25 protein-coding genes are annotated in these 22,443 nt (G+C 71.6%); 14 read left to right on the top strand and 11 right to left on the bottom strand.

Annotated elements, in window-relative coordinates:
• The 3 genes from ABZ806_RS21360 to ABZ806_RS21350 form a co-directional block, all read left to right on the top strand.
• A partial coding sequence (locus tag ABZ806_RS21360; RefSeq protein WP_500219083.1) for an urease accessory protein UreD occupies window positions 1–906 on the top strand: 906 nt, incomplete at its 5' end.
• Between the two features lie 13 nt (window positions 907–919).
• Window positions 920–1,405 carry a fluoride efflux transporter FluC gene (locus ABZ806_RS21355; RefSeq protein ID WP_500219082.1) on the top strand — a complete coding sequence of 162 codons (486 nt, stop codon included), beginning with the start codon at window positions 920–922 and terminating at the stop codon, window positions 1,403–1,405.
• Window positions 1,402–1,773, top strand: coding sequence for a fluoride efflux transporter FluC (locus ABZ806_RS21350; RefSeq protein ID WP_346046928.1), 372 nt, complete (start codon window positions 1,402–1,404; stop codon window positions 1,771–1,773). The genes ABZ806_RS21355 and ABZ806_RS21350 overlap by 4 nt, the downstream gene beginning before the upstream one ends.
• Window positions 1,774–1,802: 29 nt before the next feature.
• On the opposite strand, the gene ABZ806_RS21345 is transcribed toward ABZ806_RS21350, so the two are convergent.
• The gene (locus ABZ806_RS21345; RefSeq protein ID WP_500219081.1) at window positions 1,803–3,047 is read right to left on the bottom strand and encodes an oxygenase MpaB family protein; all 1,245 of its coding nucleotides are present in this window, start codon (window positions 3,045–3,047) and stop codon (window positions 1,803–1,805) included.
• Between the two features lie 169 nt (window positions 3,048–3,216).
• Between ABZ806_RS21345 and ABZ806_RS21340 the strand changes: the two genes are divergently transcribed.
• Window positions 3,217–3,888, top strand: a complete 672-nt coding sequence (locus ABZ806_RS21340; protein ID WP_500219080.1) for a TetR/AcrR family transcriptional regulator — start codon at window positions 3,217–3,219, stop codon at window positions 3,886–3,888.
• A 61-nt stretch (window positions 3,889–3,949) separates the two neighbouring features.
• Window positions 3,950–5,242: a serine hydrolase domain-containing protein gene (locus ABZ806_RS21335; RefSeq protein ID WP_500219079.1), complete on the top strand. Its 1,293-nt coding sequence runs from the start codon at window positions 3,950–3,952 to the stop codon at window positions 5,240–5,242.
• A 53-nt stretch (window positions 5,243–5,295) separates the two neighbouring features.
• Here the strand turns inward: ABZ806_RS21335 and ABZ806_RS21330 are convergent, their stop codons facing one another.
• Window positions 5,296–6,021: an SDR family oxidoreductase gene (locus ABZ806_RS21330; protein ID WP_500219078.1), complete on the bottom strand. Its 726-nt coding sequence runs from the start codon at window positions 6,019–6,021 to the stop codon at window positions 5,296–5,298.
• A gap of 82 nt (window positions 6,022–6,103) precedes the next feature.
• Here ABZ806_RS21330 and ABZ806_RS21325 point away from each other — a divergent pair, with 82 nt between their 5' ends.
• Window positions 6,104–6,943: a LysR family transcriptional regulator gene (locus ABZ806_RS21325; protein ID WP_500219077.1), complete on the top strand. Its 840-nt coding sequence runs from the start codon at window positions 6,104–6,106 to the stop codon at window positions 6,941–6,943.
• 98 nt (window positions 6,944–7,041) lie between these two features.
• Here the strand turns inward: ABZ806_RS21325 and ABZ806_RS21320 are convergent, their stop codons facing one another.
• Window positions 7,042–8,097 (bottom strand): amidohydrolase family protein, encoded by a 1,056-nt coding sequence (locus ABZ806_RS21320; RefSeq protein WP_500219076.1) that lies wholly within the window; start codon window positions 8,095–8,097, stop codon window positions 7,042–7,044.
• 93 nt (window positions 8,098–8,190) lie between these two features.
• Here ABZ806_RS21320 and ABZ806_RS21315 point away from each other — a divergent pair, with 93 nt between their 5' ends.
• From ABZ806_RS21315 to ABZ806_RS21295, 5 genes are all read left to right on the top strand, one after another.
• Complete coding sequence (locus tag ABZ806_RS21315) at window positions 8,191–8,685, top strand: MarR family winged helix-turn-helix transcriptional regulator (protein WP_500219075.1); 495 nt, start codon at window positions 8,191–8,193, stop codon at window positions 8,683–8,685.
• 78 nt (window positions 8,686–8,763) lie between these two features.
• Window positions 8,764–9,909: a cupin domain-containing protein gene (locus tag ABZ806_RS21310; protein ID WP_500219074.1), complete on the top strand. Its 1,146-nt coding sequence runs from the start codon at window positions 8,764–8,766 to the stop codon at window positions 9,907–9,909.
• On the top strand, window positions 9,910–10,740 hold the full coding sequence (locus tag ABZ806_RS21305) for a fumarylacetoacetate hydrolase family protein (protein WP_500219073.1): 831 nt from the start codon (window positions 9,910–9,912) through the stop codon (window positions 10,738–10,740).
• Window positions 10,740–11,363, top strand: a complete 624-nt coding sequence (locus tag ABZ806_RS21300; protein ID WP_500219072.1) for a maleylpyruvate isomerase N-terminal domain-containing protein — start codon at window positions 10,740–10,742, stop codon at window positions 11,361–11,363. The genes ABZ806_RS21305 and ABZ806_RS21300 overlap by 1 nt, the downstream gene beginning before the upstream one ends.
• Window positions 11,364–11,383: 20 nt before the next feature.
• Window positions 11,384–12,634 carry an FAD-dependent oxidoreductase gene (locus ABZ806_RS21295; RefSeq protein WP_500219071.1) on the top strand — a complete coding sequence of 417 codons (1,251 nt, stop codon included), beginning with the start codon at window positions 11,384–11,386 and terminating at the stop codon, window positions 12,632–12,634.
• A 60-nt stretch (window positions 12,635–12,694) separates the two neighbouring features.
• On the opposite strand, the gene ABZ806_RS21290 is transcribed toward ABZ806_RS21295, so the two are convergent.
• The 3 genes from ABZ806_RS21290 to ABZ806_RS21280 are packed head-to-tail and all read right to left on the bottom strand — an operon-like array spanning window position 12,695 to window position 15,217.
• Complete coding sequence (locus ABZ806_RS21290) at window positions 12,695–13,327, bottom strand: 3-oxoacid CoA-transferase subunit B (RefSeq protein WP_500219070.1); 633 nt, start codon at window positions 13,325–13,327, stop codon at window positions 12,695–12,697.
• Window position 13,328: 1 nt separating this feature from the next.
• Entirely contained in the window at window positions 13,329–14,024 is a 696-nt protein-coding gene (locus ABZ806_RS21285) for a 3-oxoacid CoA-transferase subunit A (RefSeq protein WP_500219069.1), read from the bottom strand.
• A complete protein-coding gene (locus tag ABZ806_RS21280; protein ID WP_500219068.1) occupies window positions 14,021–15,217 on the bottom strand; it encodes a thiolase family protein in 1,197 nt (398 codons plus the stop codon). The genes ABZ806_RS21285 and ABZ806_RS21280 overlap by 4 nt, the downstream gene beginning before the upstream one ends.
• A gap of 71 nt (window positions 15,218–15,288) precedes the next feature.
• Between ABZ806_RS21280 and ABZ806_RS21275 the strand changes: the two genes are divergently transcribed.
• Both ABZ806_RS21275 and ABZ806_RS21270 read left to right on the top strand, forming a co-directional pair.
• The gene (locus ABZ806_RS21275) at window positions 15,289–16,170 is read left to right on the top strand and encodes a LysR family transcriptional regulator (RefSeq protein WP_500219067.1); all 882 of its coding nucleotides are present in this window, start codon (window positions 15,289–15,291) and stop codon (window positions 16,168–16,170) included.
• A 153-nt stretch (window positions 16,171–16,323) separates the two neighbouring features.
• Window positions 16,324–16,863 carry a helix-turn-helix domain-containing protein gene (locus ABZ806_RS21270; RefSeq protein WP_500219066.1) on the top strand — a complete coding sequence of 180 codons (540 nt, stop codon included), beginning with the start codon at window positions 16,324–16,326 and terminating at the stop codon, window positions 16,861–16,863.
• 15 nt (window positions 16,864–16,878) lie between these two features.
• On the opposite strand, the gene ABZ806_RS21265 is transcribed toward ABZ806_RS21270, so the two are convergent.
• Together ABZ806_RS21265 and ABZ806_RS21260 are read right to left on the bottom strand one after the other, a co-directional pair.
• Window positions 16,879–17,481, bottom strand: coding sequence for a ClpP family protease (locus tag ABZ806_RS21265; RefSeq protein ID WP_500219065.1), 603 nt, complete (start codon window positions 17,479–17,481; stop codon window positions 16,879–16,881).
• Window positions 17,478–18,107 (bottom strand): ClpP family protease, encoded by a 630-nt coding sequence (locus ABZ806_RS21260; protein WP_500219064.1) that lies wholly within the window; start codon window positions 18,105–18,107, stop codon window positions 17,478–17,480. The genes ABZ806_RS21265 and ABZ806_RS21260 overlap by 4 nt, the downstream gene beginning before the upstream one ends.
• A 261-nt stretch (window positions 18,108–18,368) precedes the next feature.
• Here ABZ806_RS21260 and ABZ806_RS21255 point away from each other — a divergent pair, with 261 nt between their 5' ends.
• Window positions 18,369–19,415: an NBR1-Ig-like domain-containing protein gene (locus ABZ806_RS21255; protein ID WP_500219063.1), complete on the top strand. Its 1,047-nt coding sequence runs from the start codon at window positions 18,369–18,371 to the stop codon at window positions 19,413–19,415.
• A gap of 59 nt (window positions 19,416–19,474) precedes the next feature.
• Here the strand turns inward: ABZ806_RS21255 and ABZ806_RS21250 are convergent, their stop codons facing one another.
• The 3 genes from ABZ806_RS21250 to ABZ806_RS21240 form a co-directional block, all read right to left on the bottom strand.
• On the bottom strand, window positions 19,475–20,422 hold the full coding sequence (locus tag ABZ806_RS21250; protein WP_500219062.1) for a peptidase inhibitor family I36 protein: 948 nt from the start codon (window positions 20,420–20,422) through the stop codon (window positions 19,475–19,477).
• Between the two features lie 33 nt (window positions 20,423–20,455).
• Window positions 20,456–21,343, bottom strand: a complete 888-nt coding sequence (locus ABZ806_RS21245) for a peptidase inhibitor family I36 protein (protein WP_500219061.1) — start codon at window positions 21,341–21,343, stop codon at window positions 20,456–20,458.
• A gap of 70 nt (window positions 21,344–21,413) precedes the next feature.
• The gene (locus ABZ806_RS21240; RefSeq protein ID WP_500219060.1) at window positions 21,414–22,247 is read right to left on the bottom strand and encodes a peptidoglycan-binding domain-containing protein; all 834 of its coding nucleotides are present in this window, start codon (window positions 22,245–22,247) and stop codon (window positions 21,414–21,416) included.
• Window positions 22,248–22,443 lie beyond the last annotated feature (196 nt).

The following is a 22,443-nucleotide window of genomic DNA, read 5'->3' as shown; positions in this document are numbered from 1 at the left end:
GCCCCGTCCTGGCTGCCCGCCGAGGTGGCCCGGCACGCCGCGACACCGGACACGCTCCCGGTCGGGTCGCCGGGCAAGGTCGGCGTGCTGGAGCTGGAGTTCGCCGTGGCCGGCGGCCGGACGGAGATGACCGGCCACTTCCAGAAGGCGCCGCTGCACACCACCCGGCCCCTCTACCCCGACCCCGGCCGGCCGGACATGCCGCATGTCCTGTTCATGTCGTCCGGGGCCGGGATCCTGCAGGGCGACCGGTACCGCATGGCGCTGGACTGCGGGCCGGGCACGTCCGTCCACTTCACCACCCAGACCGCGACGCGGCTCTACCGGATGGAGCACGACTACGCGACCCAGGTCGTCGAGCTCTCCGCCGGGCCCGGCAGCCATGTCGAGTACCTGCCCGCGACCACGATCCCGTTCGGGGAGTCGCGGTTCTACCAGCGCATGAGCGTCACCGCCGACCCGGAGGCGACCGTCGTCCTCGGCGACCGGCTGATGGCGGGGCGGCTGGCCCGCGAGGAATGGCACGCCTACACCGCCTACTGCACCGACCTGGAGGTCCGCGACCCGGACGGGCGGCTGCTGTTCGCGGACCCGGTCCGGCTCGTCCCGTCCGACGACGGGGTGACCGGGCCCGCGGTGATGGACGGCTTCGGGCTCATGGCGTCCCTCTACGTCGTCACGCGGGCGCGACCGGCCCGGCAGATCGCGGACGCCATGCACGAGGCGCTCGCCGCGACCGGGCTGCGCGGCGGGGCGAGCGTCCTGCCCGGCGACTGCGGGGCGTGGGCCCGGCTGCTCGGCGACCGATCGCCGGAGGTCGAGGCCGCGTTCCAGCGGACCTGGGACGCCGTCCGCCGGCTGCTTCTCGGCGTCCCCGCCCTGGGGCCGCGAGGCGTACTGCCGTGAAGGAGGCGCTGCCGTGAAGGAGCCGCTGCGGGGACGCCTGCACAACCGTGAGCGGGCCGAGGCCCGCGTCCTGCACCCGCACAAGGGGCCGCCGCCGCTGCCCGGGTTGAAGCCGCGGGTCATCGCGGACGTCGCGGTGGGCGGCGCGCTCGGCGCACTCGCCCGTTACGGGCTCACCCAGGCGATCCCGGCGGCCCGGCTGGGGTTCCCGTGGGGCACGTTCACCGTCAACATGCTCGGCTGCCTCGCCATGGGCCTGCTGACCAGCTACCTGCTCGGCGGCCGCGCGCACCCCTGGGCGCGTCCGCTGGCCGTGACCGGATACCTGGGCGGATTCACGACGTTCTCGCACCTGATCGACGGCGTCTATACCCTCGGCGACGGCGGCAGGCCCGGCCTGGGCATCGGCTACGCGGTCGCCAGCACGGTGCTCGGCTGGGTCATGATCGCCGCCGGCCTGGTGCTCGGACGGAAGATCCCGCACCGGAGTGAAGCGTGACGACTTTCATCGTGGTACTCCTCGTCCTGGCGGGCGGCGCCGTGGGCGCGGTGATGCGCTACGTCTTGGACGGCTACGTCAAGGCGGCCGCCGGCAAGTCGATGCCGTGGGGCACGCTCTCCGTCAACCTCCTCGGCGCGGGCGCACTGGGCGCCCTGCACGGGGCCGGAACCGGGACCTATGTCGAAGCGCTGATGGGCACCGGTCTGTGCGGCGCGCTGACCACCTTCAGCACCTTCGAACTCGACACCGTCCACCTGTTCCAGGACGGCGCCTACGCCAGGGCCGCCGTCAACGCCGCCGGCAGCCTGCTGCTGGGTTTCGGGGTCTTCCTCGCCCTCCACGTCGCCTTCCAGCACCTCACCTGACGGGAGGTGCCGGAAGACGACGCGCGTCATCACGGGTAGTTCGGGTTGTTGGTCGTCGGGATCGAGATGCTGATCGGGTACTCCGCCCCGGACAGGACGAACAGGACCACCTGGCGGATGATCTCGTCGAAGAGCCAGTAGACCTGCCGCAGCCCCTTCGGCGCGTCGGTGATGTCGAGGATGCCCTCCCGGACGGCGACGAACGCCGGCCACAGGTTCTCGAAGATCGGGTCCCACAGCGGCTGCCGCGGGATCTTCAGCCAGCCGGCGATCTCGTCCCCGAGCACGTAGCGGGTGAGCGCGCTGAGCACGGGCTTGGACAGGATCCCGAGGTCGATGAACGACGCCAGGTTGAGCAGCATGTCGGCGAGCTTGATGCCCTCGGGCGTGGGCGCGAGGATCGGGTCCAGGACCTGCTTGGCCTGGGCGTTCGCCTCGTCCCACGACTTCGGGATGTACTCGTCCCTGATGCCGAGCATGTGCGCGGTCATCTGCCACGAGTGCAGGAAGGCCGCGGACTCGTCGGCGGGGATCGGGACCTTCCACTTGGTCAGCTGCTTCATGACCGTCGTGGGCAGGCTGTGCCAGGTGACCATCATGTCGGCCTGGCTGATCGGGATGCTCTCGTCGGCGACCTTGGACCAGGCCGGCGACTGGGGCAGCAGGTGCCGCACGCCCGAGTGGGCCAGCCGCGTCTTGACGCAGGTCACGATCATCTCGCCGTTGGGCTCGAAGGCGTTCTCCGTGCCGACGTCGTAGCCGAGCTTGGCGGTCTTGGTGATGCGGTCACGCATGTCCGCACCGCCCTTGGAGTAGTAGACCGCGCGGGCCTCCCTGGGGATGGCCGTGCTCATCATCCCGCTGGCGAAACCGTAGGTGACGCCGAGGTAGATCCCGCGCTTCTCGTTGAACTCGAACGCCTTCGCGAGCTTGCCCTCGTCCGTCCAGGACGGGAGCTGCCGGGCCTTCTCGATGAAGTTCTTGAGGTCGGCCGGCAGCCCGCTGGGCAGGGTCTGGCCGTTCTTCGTCCAGGTCTTCAGCAGCTTGTTGACGTCGGGCACGGCGCCGCTGTCGATCAGCGAGGCGACCAGCTCGTCGCACTCGGGGTCCCAGACCCACTTGGGGTCGGCGCCCTCTCCGTAGCCCACGACCGATCCCTTGGGGGACCAGGTCCACAGGGAGGACGCCTGGGCGGGCGTCGCGACGCTCAGCGCACCGAACGCTCCCAAGGTCCCGCCCGCCGCCAGTACGTGCCGCCTGCTGGGTTTCTCCATGCCTTCGCTCCTCCGTGGCCGAGAGAACCTCGCTGATACGGTGAAACAGAGCCCGTTTCCGCGTATCATCTGTAACAGCGCCAATAACAGCACAACGTGTCCGCCATCACAAGACCTAATGTGATGATGGTTACGATTGGGTGCAAACCGGGAGTCTCGGGAGGAGCTCGTGGATTCTGTGCTGCCCTTCCTGGCCGAGCAGGGCCAGGGATCAGTGCTCGAACGCGCCTACACCGACGCGGTCGAGCAGGTCGACGACAAGGACCAGACGCGGACGCGCGTCCTCGACGCCGCCTACGAGCAGTTCTCCCGGATGGGCGTCCAGCGCTCCACCATGGAGGACGTCGCCCGCCGCGCCGGGGTCTCGCGCATCACCGTCTACCGGCGGTTCGCCACGAAGGACGCGCTGGTCGAGCACGTGGTCCGCCGGGAGTACCGCCGGTACTTCGACCAGTTCCTCGTCGACATCGGGCGGGCCGAGACCGTCGCCGACCGGGTCGTGCTGGGCTTCGTCAGCTCGCTGCGCACCATCCGCCGGCACCCCCTCATCGGCGGGCTGATCGCGACCGAACCGGACCTGGTCGTCCCGTCGATGATCAGTGACGGCGGCCGGACCCTCGCCACCGTCCGGCAGTTCCTCGCGGGCCAGCTCCGCCGCGAGCAGCGCGCCGGCACCGTCTCGGCGGACCTCGACATCGACCACGTGGCCGAGCTGATGGTCCGGATCTCCGCGTCCTTCCTGGCGATCCCGAGCGAGCTCATCGACCTCGACGACGACGACCAACTGGCCGCCCTGGCCCGCCGCTTCCTCGTCCCCATGCTCACCCCCCCACCCCCCTGACCCTGCCGCCACCGCCGCGGTCTCGGTTCGCTGTTGCGGTGCGGCCTTCTACCGTGGGCGGATGCGGATGGAGATCGACGAGGTCGGGGCGTGGCTGCGGGAGCGGTTGCCGGGGCTGGTGGCGGAGCACGGGGTGCCGGGGGTGGCGGTCGCCGTCGATGCCGGGGGGCGGCTGGTCGAGTGGGCGGCGGGGGTGCTGAGCACGGCGACCGGGGTGGAGGCGACGGTCGACTCGGTGTTCCAGATCGGGTCGGTCACCAAGACGCTGACGGCGACGCTGGTGATGGGGCTCGTCGCCGAGGGGCTGGTGGAACTCGACGCGCCTGTGCGCAGGTACCTTCCCGGGTTCCGGGAGGCGACCGTCCGGCAGTTGCTGTGCCACACGGCCGGGTTCGAGGGGGACGTCTTCACCGACACCGGCAAGGGTGACGACTGCCTGGAGCGGTACGTGGAGTTGCTGGCCGATGTGCCGCAGATCTTCGAGCCCGGGGAGATGTTCTCCTACAACAACGCGGGCTACTGCGTGCTCGGGCGGATCGTCGAGGTCGTGCGGGGCGAGCCGTTCGACCGGTGCATGCGGGACCACCTGTTCACGCCGCTTGGCATGACGCACGCGGCGAGCGATCCGTATGAGGCGATCCTGCATCGCGCGGCGGTGGGGCACCTCGGCGGGCGGCCCGTCCCGGTGTGGGCGATGGCGCGTTCGAACGCGCCCGCCGGGTCGATGCTCGCCATGACCCCGCGCGACCTGCTGGCCTTCGCCCGCGCACATCTCGCCGACGAGGGGCTGCGGGCCATGCGGGAGCCGCAGGTCGTCCTGCCCGACATCGGCTGGGGGACGGCCTGGGGCCTGGGCTGGACGCTCTACGACCTGCCCGGCGGCCCGGTGTTCGGCCACGATGGCAACACGATCGGGCAGTCGGCCGTCCTGCGGGTCGACCCCGGCCGCGACCTGTCCGTGGCGATCTTCACCAATGGCGGTGACCGCAAGGCGCTGATGAAGGAGATCCTGGGCCGGGTCGTCGAGTCGCCCGCCGAGCCCGTCCCCGATCCCACCGCGCGCCCGGATATCAGGCGTTGCGCGGGCGTCTACGTGTCGAGCACGAGCGAGACCACGGTGAGCGCGGACGAGCAGGGACGGCTGTGGCTCTCGCAGGTCCCTCTCGGCCTCGCGGCGGAGGCCGGCGACGAGCCGTACCGGACGGAACTGCTCGGCCGGCGCGGCGACTCCCTGCTGCCCGCTGAGCCCGGCCACGGCCCTGTCGCGTTCCTGGGGGACGACGGCGAGGGCCGTGCACGCTACCTGCACACGGGCCGCGCCGACGTCCGCGCCGCCGCCCGGACCGGGGCCTGACGTTCCGCCCTCCACCGCCGAGGCGGGCGGCGCGCCACCGGCCGGCAGTGTGCTCACCAGGGGATGGAGCCGTCGTCGTCGAAGAAGGCGCCGGTGGGGCCGTCGTCGGGGAGTCGGGCGAGGCGGATCGCGGTCGCCGCGCCCTGCGCCGGAGTGCGGACGCCGCGGAAGCCGTTGAGGTCGGTCGCGCAGAAGCCGGGGCAGGCGGCGTTGATCAGGATGCCGGTACCGGCAAGCTCCTTGGCGTACTGGACCGTGACCGCGTTGAGGAACGTCTTGGACGGCGCGTACGCGGCCGCGATCGGGCCCGTCTCGAAGCCGGGGTCGCTCTGCCGCGTCAGGGAGCCGACGGTGCTCGACATGTTCACGATCCGCGGGGAGGCCGAGCGGCGCAGCAGCGGCAGCATCGCGTTCGTGACGCGGATGACGCCGATGACGTTGGTCTCCACGACCGTCCGCATGATCTCGGCGGAGACCTGGGTGGGCTCCTGCGGCCTGCCGCCGGTGATGCCGGCGTTGTTGACGAGCACGTCCAGGCGCCCGGCCCGTCCCTCGATCAGCTCGGCGGCCGCGGCCACGCTCGCGTCGTCGGTGATGTCGAGCGGCACGCCGAAGGCGTCGATCCCGTCCGCGCGGAGCTTCTCCACGGCGGCCTCGCGCCGTCCGTCGTCCCGGGCGCCGACGCCGACGCTCCAGCCGAGGGCGCCCAGCCCCGCCGCGATCTCGTACCCGATTCCCTTGTTCGCGCCGGTGACCAGCGCAATGGTCTTTTCGCTCATGCCTCAAGCCTGCGCCCGCCACGGCCCGAACCTCCAACACCGTCTGGGTGGCCGGTGATACCTCCCGGGTATCGTGGCGGGTATGGAGACGCGGGAGCTGCGTTACTTCGTCGCCGTCGCCGAGGAACTGCACTTCGGCCGGGCGGCGGAGCGGCTCGGCATCGCGCAGCCGCCGCTCTCGCGGGCCATCCAGCAGCTCGAACGGCGGCTCGGAGTGACGCTCCTCGAACGCACCAACCGCAACGTCGCCCTGACCGAGGCCGGGTCGGTGCTCCTCCGCGAGGGACGGGCGGCCCTGGACGCGGTCGAGGCCGCCGACCGCCGCACCCGCCGCGCCGCGCACGTGGAACCCGGCCTCGTCCTGGTCACGAAGGCCGGCGCGTCCGGCGAACTCCTGCAGAAGCTTCTCGACGCCTACGCCGCCGAACCCGGCGCGATCACCGTGGACGTCCTTCTCTGCGGCCCCGGCGAGCAGGAGCGGCTCCTCCGCGACGGCCGCGCCGACGTGGCCCTGCTGCATCGGCCGTTCGACTCGACGGCCGGGTTCGACACCGAGGAACTGCGCACGGAAGACCAGGTCGTGCTGCTGCCCGCCGGACACCCCCTCACCAGCCGGCCGCACCTCCGCATGGCGGACGTCACCGGCCTGCCCGGCCTGCCCATGCCGCGCTGGCCCGCCTCCGACGGCACCTACCCGGACGGCCCCGGCCCCCGGGTAAGGGACCACGCGCAGTTGCTACAACTCATCGCCCTCGGCCGCGCCACCGCCGTCCTGCCCGAATCGGCCCGCAGCTACCTGCGGGACGGCCTGGCCGCCGTCCCGCTGCTGGACGCGCCGAAGGTGACGACGGTGATCGCCTGGCCCCCGCACAGCCGCTCCCACCCCCTCGCCCTACTGATCCAAACCGCCACCACTGTGTAGAACACGGACGGCGAGGGGCGCCGCCTCGATACCTGGTTCGAACTCACGTGACCACCCGCACCCGCCCCAGAACGCGGGGCGGGCTCGGGCGGGACGGGTCAGCGGGTGAGGCGGGCGGCCAGGCGGGGTAGGAGGCGGAGGGCGTTGGTCCGGACGATGGCGCGGTGGGCGCGGTCGTCCAGGGACGGGTCGCGGTCGAAGGCCCTTGTATTGAGGGTTACCTCGCGGGCGGAGTTGGCGGGCCAGTCGGTGCCGAACAGTACGCGGCCGGGGCCTACGGCGTTGAGGAGGGTCGGGGAGGCGTACGGGGACGTCGGGAGCGCCGTGTCGTAGTAGAAGCGGCGGAGGGTGGGGCGCATGTCCGCCGGGAACGGGCCGCCGTCCTCCCGGTGCGCGCGTTCGGCGCGGCCGGCCATGTACGGCAGGAACCCGCCGCCGTGGGACAGGATCACCGACACGTTGCGGTGCCGGTCGAGTGTTCCGGCGGCGATGAGGCTCAGTGCGGTGCGGGTGGTGTCGAGCAGGAAGTCGGCGAGCCAGTCCCCGACCTCGGGTACCTCGACGATGCCCTTGGGCGCGACCGGGTGGGCGAACACGACCGCGCGGCGGCGGTCGAGTTCGGCGAAGAGCGGCTCGAACATCGGGTCGCCCAGGTAGTGGCCGTCGGCCGAGGTGTTGAGGAGGATGCCGTCGGCGCCGAGGTCGTCCAGCGCGTGGGCGGTCTGGGTGAGGGCCAGGTCCGGGTGGAGCATGGCCACGTTGGCGAAGAAGCCGAAGCGGGTGGGGTGGTCGCGGGCGAGTTCGGCGAGCGACTCGTTGCACACCTGGACGCCCGAGACGGCGGTCGCGCGGTCCTGGAAGATCTCGGCGGGCACCGGCGCGGACGCGACGCCGGCGGTGATGCCGTTGGCGTCCATGGTCCGGAGCGTGCTCTCCAAGGTCCACTGGGCCCAGGACGGGCCGCCCGTCGGCGGGAGGATGCCCTGGTCGACCGCCCATCGCCGCATGGCGGGCGGGACGGCGTGGTGGTGGGTGTCGATCCTGCCGCGCGCGGGCCGGGGCGGGCTCGCCGCGGCGCCGGTCGCGGGCAGCGCGGTCGCCGCCGCGGTCAGTCCGGACAGCTGGAGTGCGCGTCGGCGGGTCAGTTCGGGCATGGCCGTCTCCGTTCGGCTCAGTCGGAACGCCGCCCACGTCTCTCCTGAGAAAGTCTCAAGTGAGACTATATCAGAAGGCCCTACCATGGGGCCATGCTCGACGACCTGCTCGAACGGATCCTGGCCGAGGACGGCGACGCCGCCGCGCGGCACGTGGGGCTCGGCATGCTGCTGGCCGCCGCGCACGGCCAGAGCCGCGCCGGGATGAACGACGAGCTGCGCCCGCTCGGCATCGACGTCCGCGAGTTCACCATGCTGCTCGCCCTGGACATGTACGGGCCGTCCAGCCAGCGGCGCCTCATCGAGCTGACCGGCATCGACAAGTCCACGATGGTGCGCATCGTCGACGAGCTGGAACGCGGTGGGCTGGTCCGGCGCGAACGGGTACCGGAGGACAGGCGCGCCTATTCGGTCATGCTGACCGATGACGGCAGGCGCACCCTGGAGGGCGGCCGGCGTGCCGGGGCCGACGTGGGCGAGCGGCTCTTCGGCCGACTCCGCCCGGACGAACGCGACCAACTCGTCAACCTGCTCCGCCGACTAGCCGAACCACCGCCCCCCGCTGAGGAGGCCACCTCGGCAGGCTGAGCGGCCCGGCTGAGCCGGGCTGTTCTGGGTAGCAGAATCTTTTATTCTTCTGCGGGAACTGGCCGCACGATTGCCGGTATGACCAGCACTCCTGTCGCGGGGTCGCCCGTGAAGCTGTCGGCCGTGGACGCTCCCGGGCAGCCGGATGTCACGCCCGAGCTCGAAGACCTCTACCGCGGGTTCGAAGCCGAGCTGCTCGTGCCGCTGTGGACCGAGATCGGTGACCTGATGCCGGTGCATCCGCGGTCCAAGGCCGTCCCGCATGTGTGGAAGTGGGACGCGCTGGTCCGGCTCGCCGAGCAGGCCGGGCGGCTCGTGCCGGTGGGGCGCGGGGGAGAGCGGCGGGCCATCGCGCTGGCCAATCCGGGGCTGGGCGGACGGCCGTTCGCGTCGCCGACGCTGTGGGCGGCGATCCAGTACCTGATGCCGGGGGAAGATGCCCCCGAGCACCGCCACACGCAGCACGCCTTCCGGTTCGTGGTCGAGGGCAGCGGAGTGTGGACGGTCGTCGGCGGTGACCCGGTGCCGATGAACCGGGGCGATTTCCTGCCCCAGGCGGGCTGGAACTGGCACGCGCACCACAACGCGACCGACCGGCCGATGGCCTGGATCGACGGGCTCGACATCCCCTTCCAGTACCTGACCGAGACACAGTTCTTCGAGTTCGGGCGGGACGAGCTGTCGGAGGGCGAGCACGTCACGCCTGAGCGGTCGCGTTCGGAGCGGTTGTGGGGGCACCCCGGGCTGCGTCCGGTCGGTGTCGGGCACGCGACTCCCGGGTCGCCGCTGCTCTCCTACAAGTGGGAGTACACCGACCGTGCGCTGAGCGATCAGCTCGCGCTGGAGAGGGAAGGGCACGCGGGGACGGTGGAGCCCGGCCACGCCGCCGTCCGGTACAGCAACCCGGTCGACGGCACCGATGTGCTCCCGACGCTGCGCGCCGAGTTCCACCGGGTGGCGCGGGGCACCGAGACGGCTCCCGTGCGCGAGACCGGCTCCAGTGTGTACCAGGTCTTCGACGGCTCCGGCACGGTGACGGTCGGCGACCGGTCCTGGTCGGTGGCCCGTGGCGACCTTTTCGTCGTTCCCTCGTGGGAGCCGTTCTCGGTGCGGTCCGAGGCCGGGTCCACCGACTCCGACTCCGGGGCGCTTGATCTGTTCCGCTTCTGCGACGCGCCCGTTTTCGAGGCCCTCAAGCTCAACCGATTCGCCAAGGACTCTTGAATGAAGCTCTCCACCATCCGTACCGCCACCGGTACCCGCGCCGTCCGGCTCGACGGCGGCAAGCTCGTCGACGTCGGGTTTCCCGACCTCGGCGCGCTCCTCGCCGAGCCGGACTGGCAGGCCAGGGCGGCGGACGCCACCGGCCCGGCCTACGAGGTCGACGGCGCCGACTTCGCGCCCGTCGTGCCCCGTCCCTCGAAGGTGATCTGCGTCGGGCACAACTACTCCAACCACATCAAGGAGATGGGGCGGGAGCTTCCGTCCTATCCGACGCTGTTTCCGAAGTTCGCCGACAGCCTCGTCGGCGCTCGCGACGACATCGTCAAGCCCGCTGAGACGGACGCGCTCGACTGGGAGGTGGAACTCGCCGTCGTCATCGGCCGGGACGTCCGCCGCGCCGACGATGCCCAGGCCGAGGCGGCGATCGCGGGCTTCACCGTCATGAACGACGTCTCCGTCCGCGACTGGCAGTTCCGCACCATCGAGTGGACGCAGGGCAAGATCTGGGACTCCTCCACGCCTGTCGGCCCCTACCTCGTCACCCCGGACGAGGTCGGCGGCGTCCGTCCGGCCCTGAAAGTGAGGACACTCGTGGACGGCCGGGAGATGCAGTCCGACGACACCGGCACGCTGCTGTTCGACCCTGTCTTCCTGGTCAAGTACGTCTCGACGATCGTCCGGCTGCGTCCCGGCGACCTGATCGCCACCGGTACCCCGGCCGGCGTCGGCCACGCCCGCGACCCGAAGGTCTACCTGACCGGCGGCGAGACGGTCGTGACCGAGATCGACGGGCTCGGTGCCTGCACGAACCGCATCGTCAAGGACGCCTGATGGCCCGTTCGTTCACCGACGTCCTCCGCTGGACGCAGGACGGGACGACGCTGTTCCTCGGCGCCGTCGACCGCCTGACCGAACCGGAGTACGACGCCCCGAGCCTGCTGCCCGGCTGGACCCGCAAGCACCTGATCGCCCACGTCGCGGCCAACGCGGAAGCGCTCGGCAACCTGGTGCGCTGGGCCGCGACCGGCGAGGCGACCCCCATGTACGCCTCGCCGGAAGAGCGGGCGGCCGGGATCGCGCGCGGCCCCCGGATGAGCGGCGCGGAACTGGCCGCATGGGCGGGCTCCTCGGCCGCGACGCTGCGGACCTCGATGGACGAGCTGACCGAGCGCCACTGGCAGGCCGAGGTCGTGACGGCGCAGGGCCGTACCGTGCCCGCCACCGAAGTGCCCTGGCTGCGGTCGCGGGAGGTCCTCGTCCACGCCGTCGACCTCGGCTGCGGCATCTCCTTCGACGACCTGCCGGGCGACTTCCTGCGCGCCCTCGTCACCGACATCACCGCCAAGCGGCGGCTGGACGCACTGCCGGACGGGCCGCTGCCCGAGGTGGCCGCCTGGCTGGCCGGACGCCCGCACGCCCTCGCCGGCGCCCCGTCCCTCGGCCCCTGGCTCTGAGGCCCGAGAAGGAAGAGACCATGAGCAACCCTGATGTGATCGTCGTCGGCGGCGGGATCGGCGGGCTCGGCGCCGCCTACGCGCTGGCCCGCCGGGGCCTGGCGGTCCGGCTGCTGGAGCGGTCCGACGCGTTCGGCGAGGTCGGCGCCGGCATCCAGCTCGCGCCCAACTGCACGCGCATCCTCGACGACTACGGCCTGCTGGACGAGGCCATGGGCCTCGGCGTCGTCCCGGACGCGATGATCATGCGCGACGCCGTGGACGGGTCGGAGCTGACCCGGCTCGACCTGCGCGACCTGGAACGCCGCTACGGGTACCCGTACCTGGTCATCCACCGCAGCGACCTGCACGCCATGCTGCTGCGCGCCTGCCGCCGCGCCGGCGTGGACCTGGTGACGTCGCAGCAGGCGGTCGCCTACGCCAACACCGCCGATGGCGCCCGTGTGACGCTCGCCGACGGCCACACCGAGGAGGCGCGGGTCGTCATCGCGGCCGACGGGCTGCACTCGGTGGCCCGCGAACTGATGTCGGACGACGAGCCGGTCTCCTCCGCGTACGTCGCCTACCGGGGCACCGTGCCGACGTCGAGCGGGCGCGCGGCCGGCATCGACCTCAGCGAGGTCGTGGTCTACGTCGGGCCGCGCTGCCACTTCGTCCACTACGGGCTGCGCGGCGGTGAGCTGCTCAACCAGGTCGCCGTCTTCGAGTCGCCCAAGGCGCGCGCCGGCGAGGCGGACTGGGGCACACCCGACGAACTGGACGCGGCGTTCGAGCAGACCTGCGACTTCGTCCGCGAGGGACTCCCGCACATGTGGCGCGACAAGTGGTGGCGGATGTACGACCGCGACCCCATCATGACCTGGGTGAACGGCCGCATCGCGCTGCTCGGCGACTCCGCGCACCCGCCGCTCCAGTACATCGCCCAGGGCGCGATCATGGCGCTGGAGGACGGCTGGGTCCTCGGCGAGCACGTCGCCCGCCACCGCGACGGCGGCGGGACGGTGGACTGGCCCGCCGTCCTCGCCGCCTACCAGGCCGTCCGGCCCGAGCACTGCTGCCGCGTCCTCACCACGTCCCGCGCGTGGGGCGAGTTGTGGCATCTCGACGGAACGCCCCGGCGGCAGCGCAACGCCCTGCTGCGGGAACGCGACCCCCACGACTACGCGTTCGTGGACTGGCTCTACGGCCCGACCGCCCTGGACCCGCATGACGAGCCCCCGATGTTCGAGCCGATCCCCCTCTCCACCGCACCCGCCCCAGCCCTTCGTTGACCTGCGGCGTGTTGTTGTTATCAGCGCTCTCATAACAACAACACGCCGCAGATCAACGGGTTAGGCCGGGTTGAGGGGGACGGGGACGCGGTCGCGCAGCTCGTCCAGCGTGATGCCGAAGGTCTCTCGGACGGACGCGCCGTCCTCGCCCACGTCGATCACGGCCACGTCGGTGTAGACGCGGCTCACGCAGCCGGCGCCGGTCAGCGGGTACGTGCACTCGGGGACCAGCTTCGAGCGGCCCTTCTTGTCGAAGAGCGTCATCATCACGAACACCTGCTTGGCGCCGATGGCCAGGTCCATCGCGCCGCCGACGGCCGGGATGGCGTCGGGGGCACCGGTGCTCCAGTTGGCGAGGTCGCCGGTCGCCGACACCTGGAACGCGCCCAGCACGCACACGTCGAGGTGGCCGCCGCGCATCATGGCGAACGAGTCCGCGTGGTGGAAGTACGCCGTCCCGGGAAGCTCCGTCACCGGAACCTTTCCGGCGTTGGTGAGATCCGGGTCGATCTCGTCGCCGACCGCGGCGGGGCCCATGTTGAGCATGCCGTTCTCGGTGTGCAGCACGACGCCCGAGCCGTCCGGCAGATGGTCGGCGACCCTGGTCGGACGGCCGATGCCGAGGTTCACATACGAGCCGGCCGGGATGTCGCGGGCGACGAGCGCGGCCAGCTCATCGGGGTTCAGGGCCATGTCAGCGCGCTCCTTGGACGGTGTACTGCCGTGCCTCGACCCGCACCACGCGGTCGACGAAGATGCCGGGCGTGACGACCGCCTCCGGGTCGATCCCCCCGGCGGGGACGACGTCGCCGACCTGCACGATCGTGCTGGCGGCGGCCGTCGCCATGACGGGACCGAAGTTGCGGGCGGTCTTGCGGTAGACGAGGTTGCCCAGCGTGTCGGCGCGGTGCGCGCTGATCAGCGCCACGTCCCCCTTGATCGGGTACTCCAGGACGTGGACGCGGCCGTCGATCGTCCGGGTCTCCTTGCCCTCGGCCAGCGGGGTGCCGGCCCCGGTCGGGCAGAAGAAGGCGCCGATGCCCGCGCCCGCCGCGCGCATCCGCTCGGCGAGGTTGCCCTGCGGCACGATCTCCAGCTCGATCCGCCCGGCCCGGTACAGCTCGTCGAAGACGTAGGAGTCGCTCTGCCGGGGGAACGAGCAGAGCACCTTCCGGACGCGCCCGGTCTTCAGCAGCGCGGCCAGCCCGACGTCCCCGTTGCCGGCGTTGTTGGACACGATGGTGAGGTCCGTCGCGCCCTGCCGGATCAGCCCGTCGATGAGGTCGAACGGCATGCCCGCGAAGCCGAAGCCGCCGACCAGCACGGTGCTGCCGTCCTCGATGCCCTGGACGGCCTCGTCGACGCTCTCCAGGATCTCCGCGCGGCTCACGCCCCCACCCCCGTGTTCTTCACGGCCGTGTTCTCCACGACGACGGCCAGGCCCTGCCCGACGCCGATGCAGATCGCGGCGACGCCCCAGCGTTCGCGGCGCTCGCGGAGCACCTTCACGAGCGTGCCGAGGACGCGGGCGCCGCTGGCGCCCAGCGGGTGGCCGAGCGCGATCGCGCCGCCCTTCGCGTTGACGATTTCCGGGTCGATGCCCCAGGCGTCCACGCAGACCAGCGACTGGACGGCGAACGCCTCGTTCAGTTCCACGGCGCCGACCTGGTCCCAGCCGATCCCGGCCCGCGCGAGGGCGCGGTTCGCCGCCTCGACGGGGGCGTACCCGAAGTCCTGCGGGTCGAGCGCGAACGCGCCGCGTCCGGCGATGCGGGCGAGCGGGTCGAGGCCGATCCGGTCGGCGGCGGCCGCCGAGCCGAGCAGCAGCGCGGACGCGCCGTCGCTCAGCGGCGAGGCGTTGCCCGCGGTGATGGTGCCGTCCTGGCGGAAGCTCGGCTTGAGCTTGGCCAGCTTCTCCGGCGAGGTGTCGGCGCGGATGCCCTCGTCGCGCTTCAGGTCGCCGGCCGGGACGACCAGGTCGTCGTAGAAGCCCTCGTCCCAGGCGGCCGCCGCCAGCCGGTGGGAGCGCAGGGCGAACGCGTCCTGCCGCTCCCGGCCGATGCCGTACCGCTCCTGGAGCAGCTCGTTGGCCTCGCCGAGCGAGACCGTCCACTCCTTCGGCATGCGCGGGTTCACCAGCCGCCAGCCGAGCGTGGTCGACACCGCCGCCAGGTTCCCGGCGGGGAAGCCCTTGGCGGGCTTCGGCAGCACCCACGGCGCCCGCGTCATCGACTCGACCCCGCCCGCCAGGACGATGTCGGCGTCGCCGGTCTCGATCGTCCGGGAGCCGATCATCGCCGCGTCGAGGCTGGACCCGCACAGCCGGTTGACGGTCGTGCCGGGCACGCTCGTCGGCAGCCCGGCGAGCAGCGCGGCCATCCGGCCGACGTTGCGGTTCTCCTCGCCCGCGCCGTTCGCGTTGCCCCACACGACCTCGCCGATCGCGGCCGGGTCCAGCCGGGGCGCCCGGTCCAGCAGCGCGGTGATCACGCCGGCCGCGAGGTCGTCCGGACGCACGCCCGCCAGCGCGCCGTTGAATCGCCCGAACGGCGTCCGGACGGCGGAGTACACATAGGAGCTCATGCCATCGAGGCTAGTGAGCTGGCTTGATACAGTGAAGTATCAATATTTACTCTCATTGAGACGCTCAGCATATGGATCTGCGCCACCTGCGGTACTTCGTCGCCGTCGCCGAGGAACTCCACTTCGGCCGCGCCGCCGAGCGGCTCACCATGGCCCAGCCGCCGCTGTCGCAGGCGATCCGCAGGCTGGAGGCCGAACTCGGCGTGGAGCTGTTCCACCGGAGCACGCGCCGGGTCGGCCTCACCGACGCGGGCCGCGCCTACCTGGCCCGCGCCCGCAAGATCCTCGGCGAGGTGGACGAGGCGGCGCACGAGGCCCGGCTGGTCGCGGCCGGCGCGGTCGGCCATCTCGCGATCGGCTGCGTGGGGTCGGCGACCTACAGCCTGCTGCCCGCGCTGTCGCGGGGGCTCTCGCTGGAACTGCCCGGCGTCGACTTCTCCTTCCGCGGCGAGATGCTGGTGCCCGACCAGGTTGCGGCGCTGCGGGCCGGCGAGGTCGACCTGGCGCTGCTGCGGCCGCCGATCGCCGACCTGTCGCTCACCGTCCTGCCGCTGCGCCGGGACCGGCTCGTCGTCGCCGTCCCCGCCGACCACGCCCTCGCCGCCGTCCCGCGGCCGGGCGTCGCCGACCTGGCGGACGCCGACCTCATCGTGCACTCCGCGGACCGCCGCTCGGTGATGTACGACGTCGTGCTCGGGCTGTTCCGCGACGCCGGCGTCGAGCCCCGGATCCGGCACGAGGTCGCCGAGACCTCCACGCTGATCACCCTCGTCGCGGGCGGTCTCGGTGTCGCCGTCGTCCCGGAGCCGGTGACGGCCCTGGCCCTCGAAGGCGTCGCCTACCGCCCGCTGGCGAACCCGGCCGTGGACGTCGAGCTGGCCATCGCCCACCGCACCGACCGCACCGAACCCCACCTCGCCCGCGCCGTCTCGGTCATCCGGCACATCGTCTGACCTGTCATCCGCCCTGTGGGAGCCGACCGGCCGGCGTGCGCAGGTCGCGATCCATGAGGCGGAGCCGAGGGCGGTGGTCCTCCCCTTCACCCGCCGTTCTGCGGTCGGCGGAACGGCTGGGGAATGAGCGCGCCGCCGACTTACGATGTGCGCATGGCCGAGACGACCCGCCCGCTCACACCCGCCGCCGAGACGCCGTACAAGACGCCGCGCGAGGAGTCGCACGAGCCGCCGCACGTGAAGCCGCACGTGAAGCCGCACGTGACGCCGTACGAGCCGCCGCGTGAGGAGTCGCACGAGCCGCCGCGCGGAGAGCCGCGCGGCCCGGCCGCAGCAGGCGGCCCGGCCGGGGCGGGCGGCCCGGCCGGGGCGGGCGGCCCGGCCGGGGCGGGCGGTGCGGCGGAGCCGCTGTGGCGGGACGCGCTCGGCGGCTGCCTGCGCCGGCTGCGCCTGGAGCGCGGCGAGATCCTGGTCGAGACCGCCCGCCGCGCCGGGGTCTCCCCGCAGTACCTCTCCGAGATGGAACGCGGGGTCAAGGAGCCGTCCAGCGAGATGATCGCCGCGGTCGCGGGCGCCCTGGACACGACGCTCGCCGACCTGGCGCTCGCGGTCGCGACCACCCTGCTGGCCGCGCCCGCCGCGACCGCTCCGACGGGCCCGACCTGCCAGACCGCATACGCCCTCGCCGCGTAACCCCGGGCGGGGTGGTTAGGCGGGGATCGGTTGGCGTTCCTCGATCACCTGGTCGATGAGGCCGTAGTCGAGGGCGCCCTTCGCGGTGAACACGCGGTCGCGGTCGGTGTCGGCGCGCAGCGTCGCCGTCTCCTGGCCGGTGTGCCGGGCGAGGATGCTCTCGATGTCCGCGCGCACGCGCACGACCTCGTCCGCCTGGAGGATGAGGTCGGGGATCGCGCCGCGTCCCTGCCCCATCGGCTGGTGCAGGACGACGCGCGTGTGCGGGAGCGCGGAACGCATGCCCGGAGTGCCCGCGGCGAGGAGGACGGCGCCGACGGCGACGGCCTGCCCCACGCACGTCGTCGCCACCCGCGCGCGGATGTAGCGCAGCGTGTCGTACACGGCGAGCATCGCGCTCGGGTCGCCGCCCTCGCAGTTGATGTACAGCTGGATGTCGCGGTCGGGGCTGTCGGCCTCCAGGTACAGCAGCTGCGCGACGAGGGCGTTGGCGACGCCCGCGTCGATGGCGGTGCCGAGGTAGATGATCCGCTCGGTCAGCAGGTGCGAGTAGACGTCCATGATGCGTTCGCCGCGCGAGTCCCGCGCGATGACGTTCGGGATCGTGTAGGTGCTCATCGGGCGTCCCCCTCCGCGGCGATGCGGAGCCCGATGGGCCGGTGCCCCGCCGGTGCGACCTCGTCGAACGTGCTGACGATCGCGTCGATGAACCCGTAGTCGAGGGCCTCCCGTGCGGTGTACCAGCGGTCGTGCAGCGAGTCCTCGAAGACCCGCTCCAGGGGCTGGCCGGTGTCCTCGCTGATCAGCCCGAGCACCGTGTCCCGGGTGTGCCGCAGGTCGCCGGCCTGCAACTCGATGTCGACGGCGGCGCCGGCGATCCCGGCGGAGCCCTGGTGCATCAGCACGCGGGCGTGCGGCATCGCGCGGCGCTTGCCGCGCGTCCCGGACGACAGCAGGAACTGGCCGGCGCTGTAGGCGATGCCGAGCACCAGCGTGGACACGTCGCACGGGACGATCCGCATGACGTCGCGGATCGCGAGCATCGACGGCACCGACCCGCCGGGGGAGTGGATCCACAGCGAGATGTCGGACGAGGCGTCCTCCCGCGCCAGCGTGATGAGCTGCGTCGCCAGCAGCGTGCCGTTGTCGTCGTCCAGCGGGCCGTCGAGGACGAGGACGCGCTGCTGGTAGAGCTCGCGCCGCGCCCGTTCGTTGAACAATGGGATTCTCTGTTCCTCGCTCATGCCTTCACTCTGCGCCGCCCCGCGCACAGGTCACAGCCGTATCCGCCCCCAGCGGATCCGCTCAGAGCAGCACCGCCCAGAGCAGCGGGGGTTGCAAAACCGGCCGCCTCGTAAAGAGCATCGGCGCCCTGCGCGACCGTGAAGTCGGGGGAAAATGGAAAGGAATCTTGTCGATCATGTCGGTGTCGTGGAGAACCCGGTCCACCTGCCGGTATCCGTCCGGGCTTGAGTAAGGGCCGTGGGCGCTGTTAGCTTCACCCGGTGGACGACACGCGTGCACAGGCGCAGGCGATCGCGGACTTCGCGGCAACTCTGCAGGAACTGCGCAGGTCGGTGGGCAATCCGCCGTTCCGGGAAATGTCCGGACGGTCGGGGGCGATCTCGCACACCACGTTGCACGAGGCCACGAAGGGTAACCGGCTCCCGAGCTGGGGGACGACCGCCGAGTTCGTCAAGGCGTGCGGCGCGGACCCGGCCGCCTACCGCGAGCGCTGGGAGCAGGCGAACCGGGTGGTCGGCTCGGCACGTGCCGGGCGCCCGCCGGCCGTCGCCGGCTCGTCCGCGGCCCGCCCGCCCGGCGGGGTCGCCCCCGCCGCGAGCACGGCGGAACGGCAGGCCATGCACATCGCCATCGAACCGGGCCCGCCCGAGGAGGACGAGCCCGCGGCATCCGCGCCCGAGTCATTACCGCCTCCTGCCGAAGAGCCCGCTGACGACGACCCCGCAGACCCGCCCGCGCCGGGAAAGCGTTTTCGGCCGACCCGCCGTGCCGCGGTCGTGCTGGCGACGGCGGCCGTCGGCGCGGGGGCGGCCGTCCTCATCGTGGTCGCCGTCAACCGCGACTCCGCGCCCGGCGGGGACGGGCTGAAGGCGGCGGGCCGGTCGAAGCCCGCGCTGTCCCCGGCCGACTGCCCGGTGCTGGCGACCAACCCGGCGCCGGCGCCGCCGACGCACAAGGGCGATGTGGCCCTGTTCATCGCCGACATCAGCCTGCCCGACTGCACGCGCGTCGGCACCGGCCAGACCGTGACCAAGGTGTGGCGGCTCAAGAACGCCGGGAAAGTGCCCTGGAAGGGGTACTCTTTGCGCCGTCTCGATGTTCCTCAGCAGGCAGATCAATGCCAGACCATCTCCGATGTGCCGATCGATGACACGCAACCCGGAAAGATGGTCGACATTCGGACCGAAATCACCACGCCGAGAAAACCGGGCCTGTGCTACGTGCGATTCAAAATGGTGGACGCCGCGGGAAAGGTCGCGTTCCCCGGTAGCCGTCCGGTCAATTTCCAGGTGATCGTCGAGGGATGATGGCCGTTCCCCGCCGCGGCGGTGCGCGGCGGGGAACGGGGATCGGATGATCCGCGGGGTCAGGAGAGCGTGATCCCGCTGTAGTAGGCCTTGAGGATTCTGGAGTGGTTCCAGCCCGCGTTGGCCTTGTCACGGGAGCCGTACTGCGACATCCAGTCGCCGGTGACCCATCCGCCGCACGCCGTGGTCGTGGAGCAGTAGTGGGCCTGCAGGATCTTCCCGCTGCGCGTCATCCGGGTGGACCACGTCGCGTCCACCGCGGAGTTCGTCGACGCCTTCGCCGAGCCGGGCTTGTAGACCTGGCTGGACGTGGTGTCGTAGACGTCGAAGCACCGTCCGTCCGACGTCTTGCGCGTCGAGTGCAGTGCCCAGTACCAGCCGTAGCTCTTCACGGCCACCGCCCCGGACCGGAGCGATTCCTGTGGCCAGCTCGACACCCACTCGTTGGGCAGGACGTTCTTGACGTAGGTCTTGAACGCCACCCGGTCCACGCGGTTGAGGGAGACCCGGTACACGAGGATGGTCGTGGGCAGTTTGCTGTCCGTGCCGTCGGTCTTGCAACCGGTCGGCGGTGTGGTGGAGCTCAGGAACTTGTGCGAGGCGTTCTGGTTCTTCAGGCTGGAGTTCAGGTTGCCCTTGGCGCCGGCCTTGAAGTCCTGGTACGTCCCGCCGTAGTTGCTGTTGTAGTACACCCGGACGGTCTTGCCGCTGCGATTCCAGACCGAGGCGGCCTGGTTCTTGATGCACTCGCCCTTGCCGTTGCCCGGCCCCTTGAAGTCGTAGCACGAGGGCTGCGTGGTGCCGTAGTCGGCGACCGATCCGGTGAAGTCCGAGACCGATCCGGCGTTGTTGCTGTTGAAGTAGTAGCAGAACTCGCCGCTCTGGCACACGCCGTCGCGGCTCGCCGCCGATGCGGGCGAGGCCGGGATGAGGACCGCCCCGCCGATCGCCAGCGCGGCGCCCGCCGCGCTGAGCCGCGGGATCAGCCGCGCTTTTCGTGTCGACACAGTTGACTCTCTCTTCCGGTGAGCCGCTGCCCGCTATCGGACGTTGTAGCCCTGGGACTGCCAGAACGAGGTCGGGTTCGGGTTGTTCAGGACCGGGTCGTTGACGCTCTTGGACGCGTGCGTCTGCCGTCCGGGCCGCATCTCGACGTGGGTGTGCGCGGCGGAGCTGGACGACACCCCGTGCCACGACTCGTCCGCGATGACCTGGCCGCGGCTGATCGACTGGCCGACGCTCAGCGAGGAGCGCGGCGCGGAGTGCAGGTAGATCACGGTCTTGTTGGCCGACGAGTTGTAGACGGCGATCGTGGAGAGCCCCGAGCTGCCGGTGGCCCCGCGCGCGATGTAGGTGATCTTGCCGCTGACCAGGGCGTGCACGTCGGAGCCGACGCTGCGGGCGATGTCGATGCCCTCGTGCCGCCCGGGGGTGGAGGTGTAGCCGTCGAAGCCGCAGGTGATCCGGCCGCCGCTCGCCTTGTACAGCGCGTACGACATGTTCGTGCGCGACGACGGCGAGAACTTGTGGGAGGCGTTCTGGTTCTTCAGGCTGGAGTTCAGGTTGCCCTTGGCGCCGGCCTTGAAGTCCTGGTAGGTGCCGCCGTAGTTGCTGTTGTAGTAGACCCGAACGGTCTTGCTGCTGCGGTTCCAGACCGAGGCGGCCTCGTTCTTGATGCAGAGCCCCTTGCCGTTCCCCGGGCCCTTGAAGTCGTAGCAGGACGGCTGGGTGGTGCCGTAGTCGGCGAGCGATCCGGTGAAGTCCGAGACCGAGCCGGCGTTGTTGCTGTTGTAGTAGTAGCAGAACTCGCCGCTCTCGCAGACGCCGTTGCGCGCGGCGGCCGAGGCGGGGGCCGCGAGTGCGGCCACCGTGCCGCCGACCGCCACCGCGGCGGTCGTCAGCGTGAGGATCTTGTTCAGCGTGCTCATAACCGTTCCCTTTCCTTGTGCCTGCTGTTCGCGTTGCCGGAGTTGCCGGAGTTGCTGGAATGGCCGGGGGTCAGCGTCGCTGGTACTCCTCCCAGGTACGGATGGCGACCTGCGGGCCGTCGTCCGGGGCGCGGTTCGCCAGCCCGTTGAGGCCGAGGTAGTAGTCGCCGGTCTGGTGCTGGGCCTGGCTCGAGAGGTCGGTGTCGCTGATGGCGGCGGCGTGGATGTGCCACGGCCAGTCGCCCTGCGAGGGGCTGCGCACCCAGGCGGCGAAGCCGACGCGGCGCAGCGCGCGGGCGACCGAGGTGCGGGTGGCGGCGCTCATCCCGCCGACCGAGATGTCGACGACTCCGCCGCCGTCGTGGGTGCCCGCGGACGTGGGGTCGCCGCCGGGGTTGTACGACCCCTGCTCCAGCACGAGCGTGCGGCCGAGCAGCCGCTCGGCCTCGGTGAGCATGCTCTGCGTGCGGGTGTTGACGACGACGCCGCCGGTGGACACCCGGGCACCCGGCCCGATGACGTGCGTGACGGTGAAGCGGCCGGCGCCGAGCTTGGCGAGCGACGTCTTCCCTGGCAGGCCGTTGGCGTCGAGGCCGGTGTAGCCGAGCGACTTCTGGTACTTCGCGTAGGCGGCGATCGTCGTGGTGCCGAAGTAGCCGTCCACCCACTGGTCGTCCAGCAGGTTCCGGTCACGCAGCGCCCGCTCGACGAGGAGCACGCTCGCCTTGGCGCCCGGCGTCAGCGTGTCGTCGGCCCGCCGCGGGTCGATCTGGGCCGCCTTGACGGTGGCCTCCATGTTCACGCTCGGGACGGCGGCCCGCGCCGCCGGTGTCCCGGACGCCCCGGCCAGCGGGGCGAGCAGTGCGGCCGTCGCGAGGGCGGCGGCGAGTGAGGGCAACTTCATCGTGGTCTCCTGGTGGCGGGACGAAGCTCGCGGCGGAGACCAACGTCACGGATTGCCCGGGTGTCCACAAGAAGATCCGTGTTGTCAGCTTGTCCGGCGCGCACTCCCGAACACCCCGGACAGCCAGAACGCGCGATCTGACAGCCCGAACGCGCATCTGACAGCCCGCCGCCACCGGCGTCTACCGCGCGTGCGG

Source organism: Spirillospora sp. NPDC047418, from assembly GCF_040643275.1.
Classification (GTDB): Bacteria; Actinomycetota; Actinomycetes; order Streptosporangiales; family Streptosporangiaceae; genus Spirillospora.
Note: the sequence above shows the minus strand (reverse complement) of the source record. Positions and strands in the feature narration are given on the sequence as shown.

Coding starts and splice junctions, on each gene's coding strand:
- ABZ806_RS21290 (WP_500219070.1), bottom strand. CDS start 13,327: ATGGCCCTGAACCCCGATGAGCTGGCCGCGCTCGTCGCCCGCGACATC.
- ABZ806_RS21245 (WP_500219061.1), bottom strand. CDS start 21,343: ATGAGCACGCTGAACAAGATCCTCACGCTGACGACCGCCGCGGTGGCG.
- ABZ806_RS21260 (WP_500219064.1), bottom strand. CDS start 18,107: ATGAGCGAGGAACAGAGAATCCCATTGTTCAACGAACGGGCGCGGCGC.
- ABZ806_RS21265 (WP_500219065.1), bottom strand. CDS start 17,481: ATGAGCACCTACACGATCCCGAACGTCATCGCGCGGGACTCGCGCGGC.
- ABZ806_RS21335 (WP_500219079.1), top strand. CDS start 3,950: ATGCGGATGGAGATCGACGAGGTCGGGGCGTGGCTGCGGGAGCGGTTG.
- ABZ806_RS21320 (WP_500219076.1), bottom strand. CDS start 8,097: ATGCCCGAACTGACCCGCCGACGCGCACTCCAGCTGTCCGGACTGACC.
- ABZ806_RS21275 (WP_500219067.1), top strand. CDS start 15,289: ATGGATCTGCGCCACCTGCGGTACTTCGTCGCCGTCGCCGAGGAACTC.
- ABZ806_RS21300 (WP_500219072.1), top strand. CDS start 10,740: ATGGCCCGTTCGTTCACCGACGTCCTCCGCTGGACGCAGGACGGGACG.
- ABZ806_RS21270 (WP_500219066.1), top strand. CDS start 16,324: ATGGCCGAGACGACCCGCCCGCTCACACCCGCCGCCGAGACGCCGTAC.
- ABZ806_RS21345 (WP_500219081.1), bottom strand. CDS start 3,047: ATGGAGAAACCCAGCAGGCGGCACGTACTGGCGGCGGGCGGGACCTTG.
- ABZ806_RS21295 (WP_500219071.1), top strand. CDS start 11,384: ATGAGCAACCCTGATGTGATCGTCGTCGGCGGCGGGATCGGCGGGCTC.
- ABZ806_RS21330 (WP_500219078.1), bottom strand. CDS start 6,021: ATGAGCGAAAAGACCATTGCGCTGGTCACCGGCGCGAACAAGGGAATC.
- ABZ806_RS21280 (WP_500219068.1), bottom strand. CDS start 15,217: ATGAGCTCCTATGTGTACTCCGCCGTCCGGACGCCGTTCGGGCGATTC.
- ABZ806_RS21325 (WP_500219077.1), top strand. CDS start 6,104: ATGGAGACGCGGGAGCTGCGTTACTTCGTCGCCGTCGCCGAGGAACTG.
- ABZ806_RS21240 (WP_500219060.1), bottom strand. CDS start 22,247: ATGAAGTTGCCCTCACTCGCCGCCGCCCTCGCGACGGCCGCACTGCTC.
- ABZ806_RS21315 (WP_500219075.1), top strand. CDS start 8,191: ATGCTCGACGACCTGCTCGAACGGATCCTGGCCGAGGACGGCGACGCC.
- ABZ806_RS21305 (WP_500219073.1), top strand. CDS start 9,910: ATGAAGCTCTCCACCATCCGTACCGCCACCGGTACCCGCGCCGTCCGG.
- ABZ806_RS21310 (WP_500219074.1), top strand. CDS start 8,764: ATGACCAGCACTCCTGTCGCGGGGTCGCCCGTGAAGCTGTCGGCCGTG.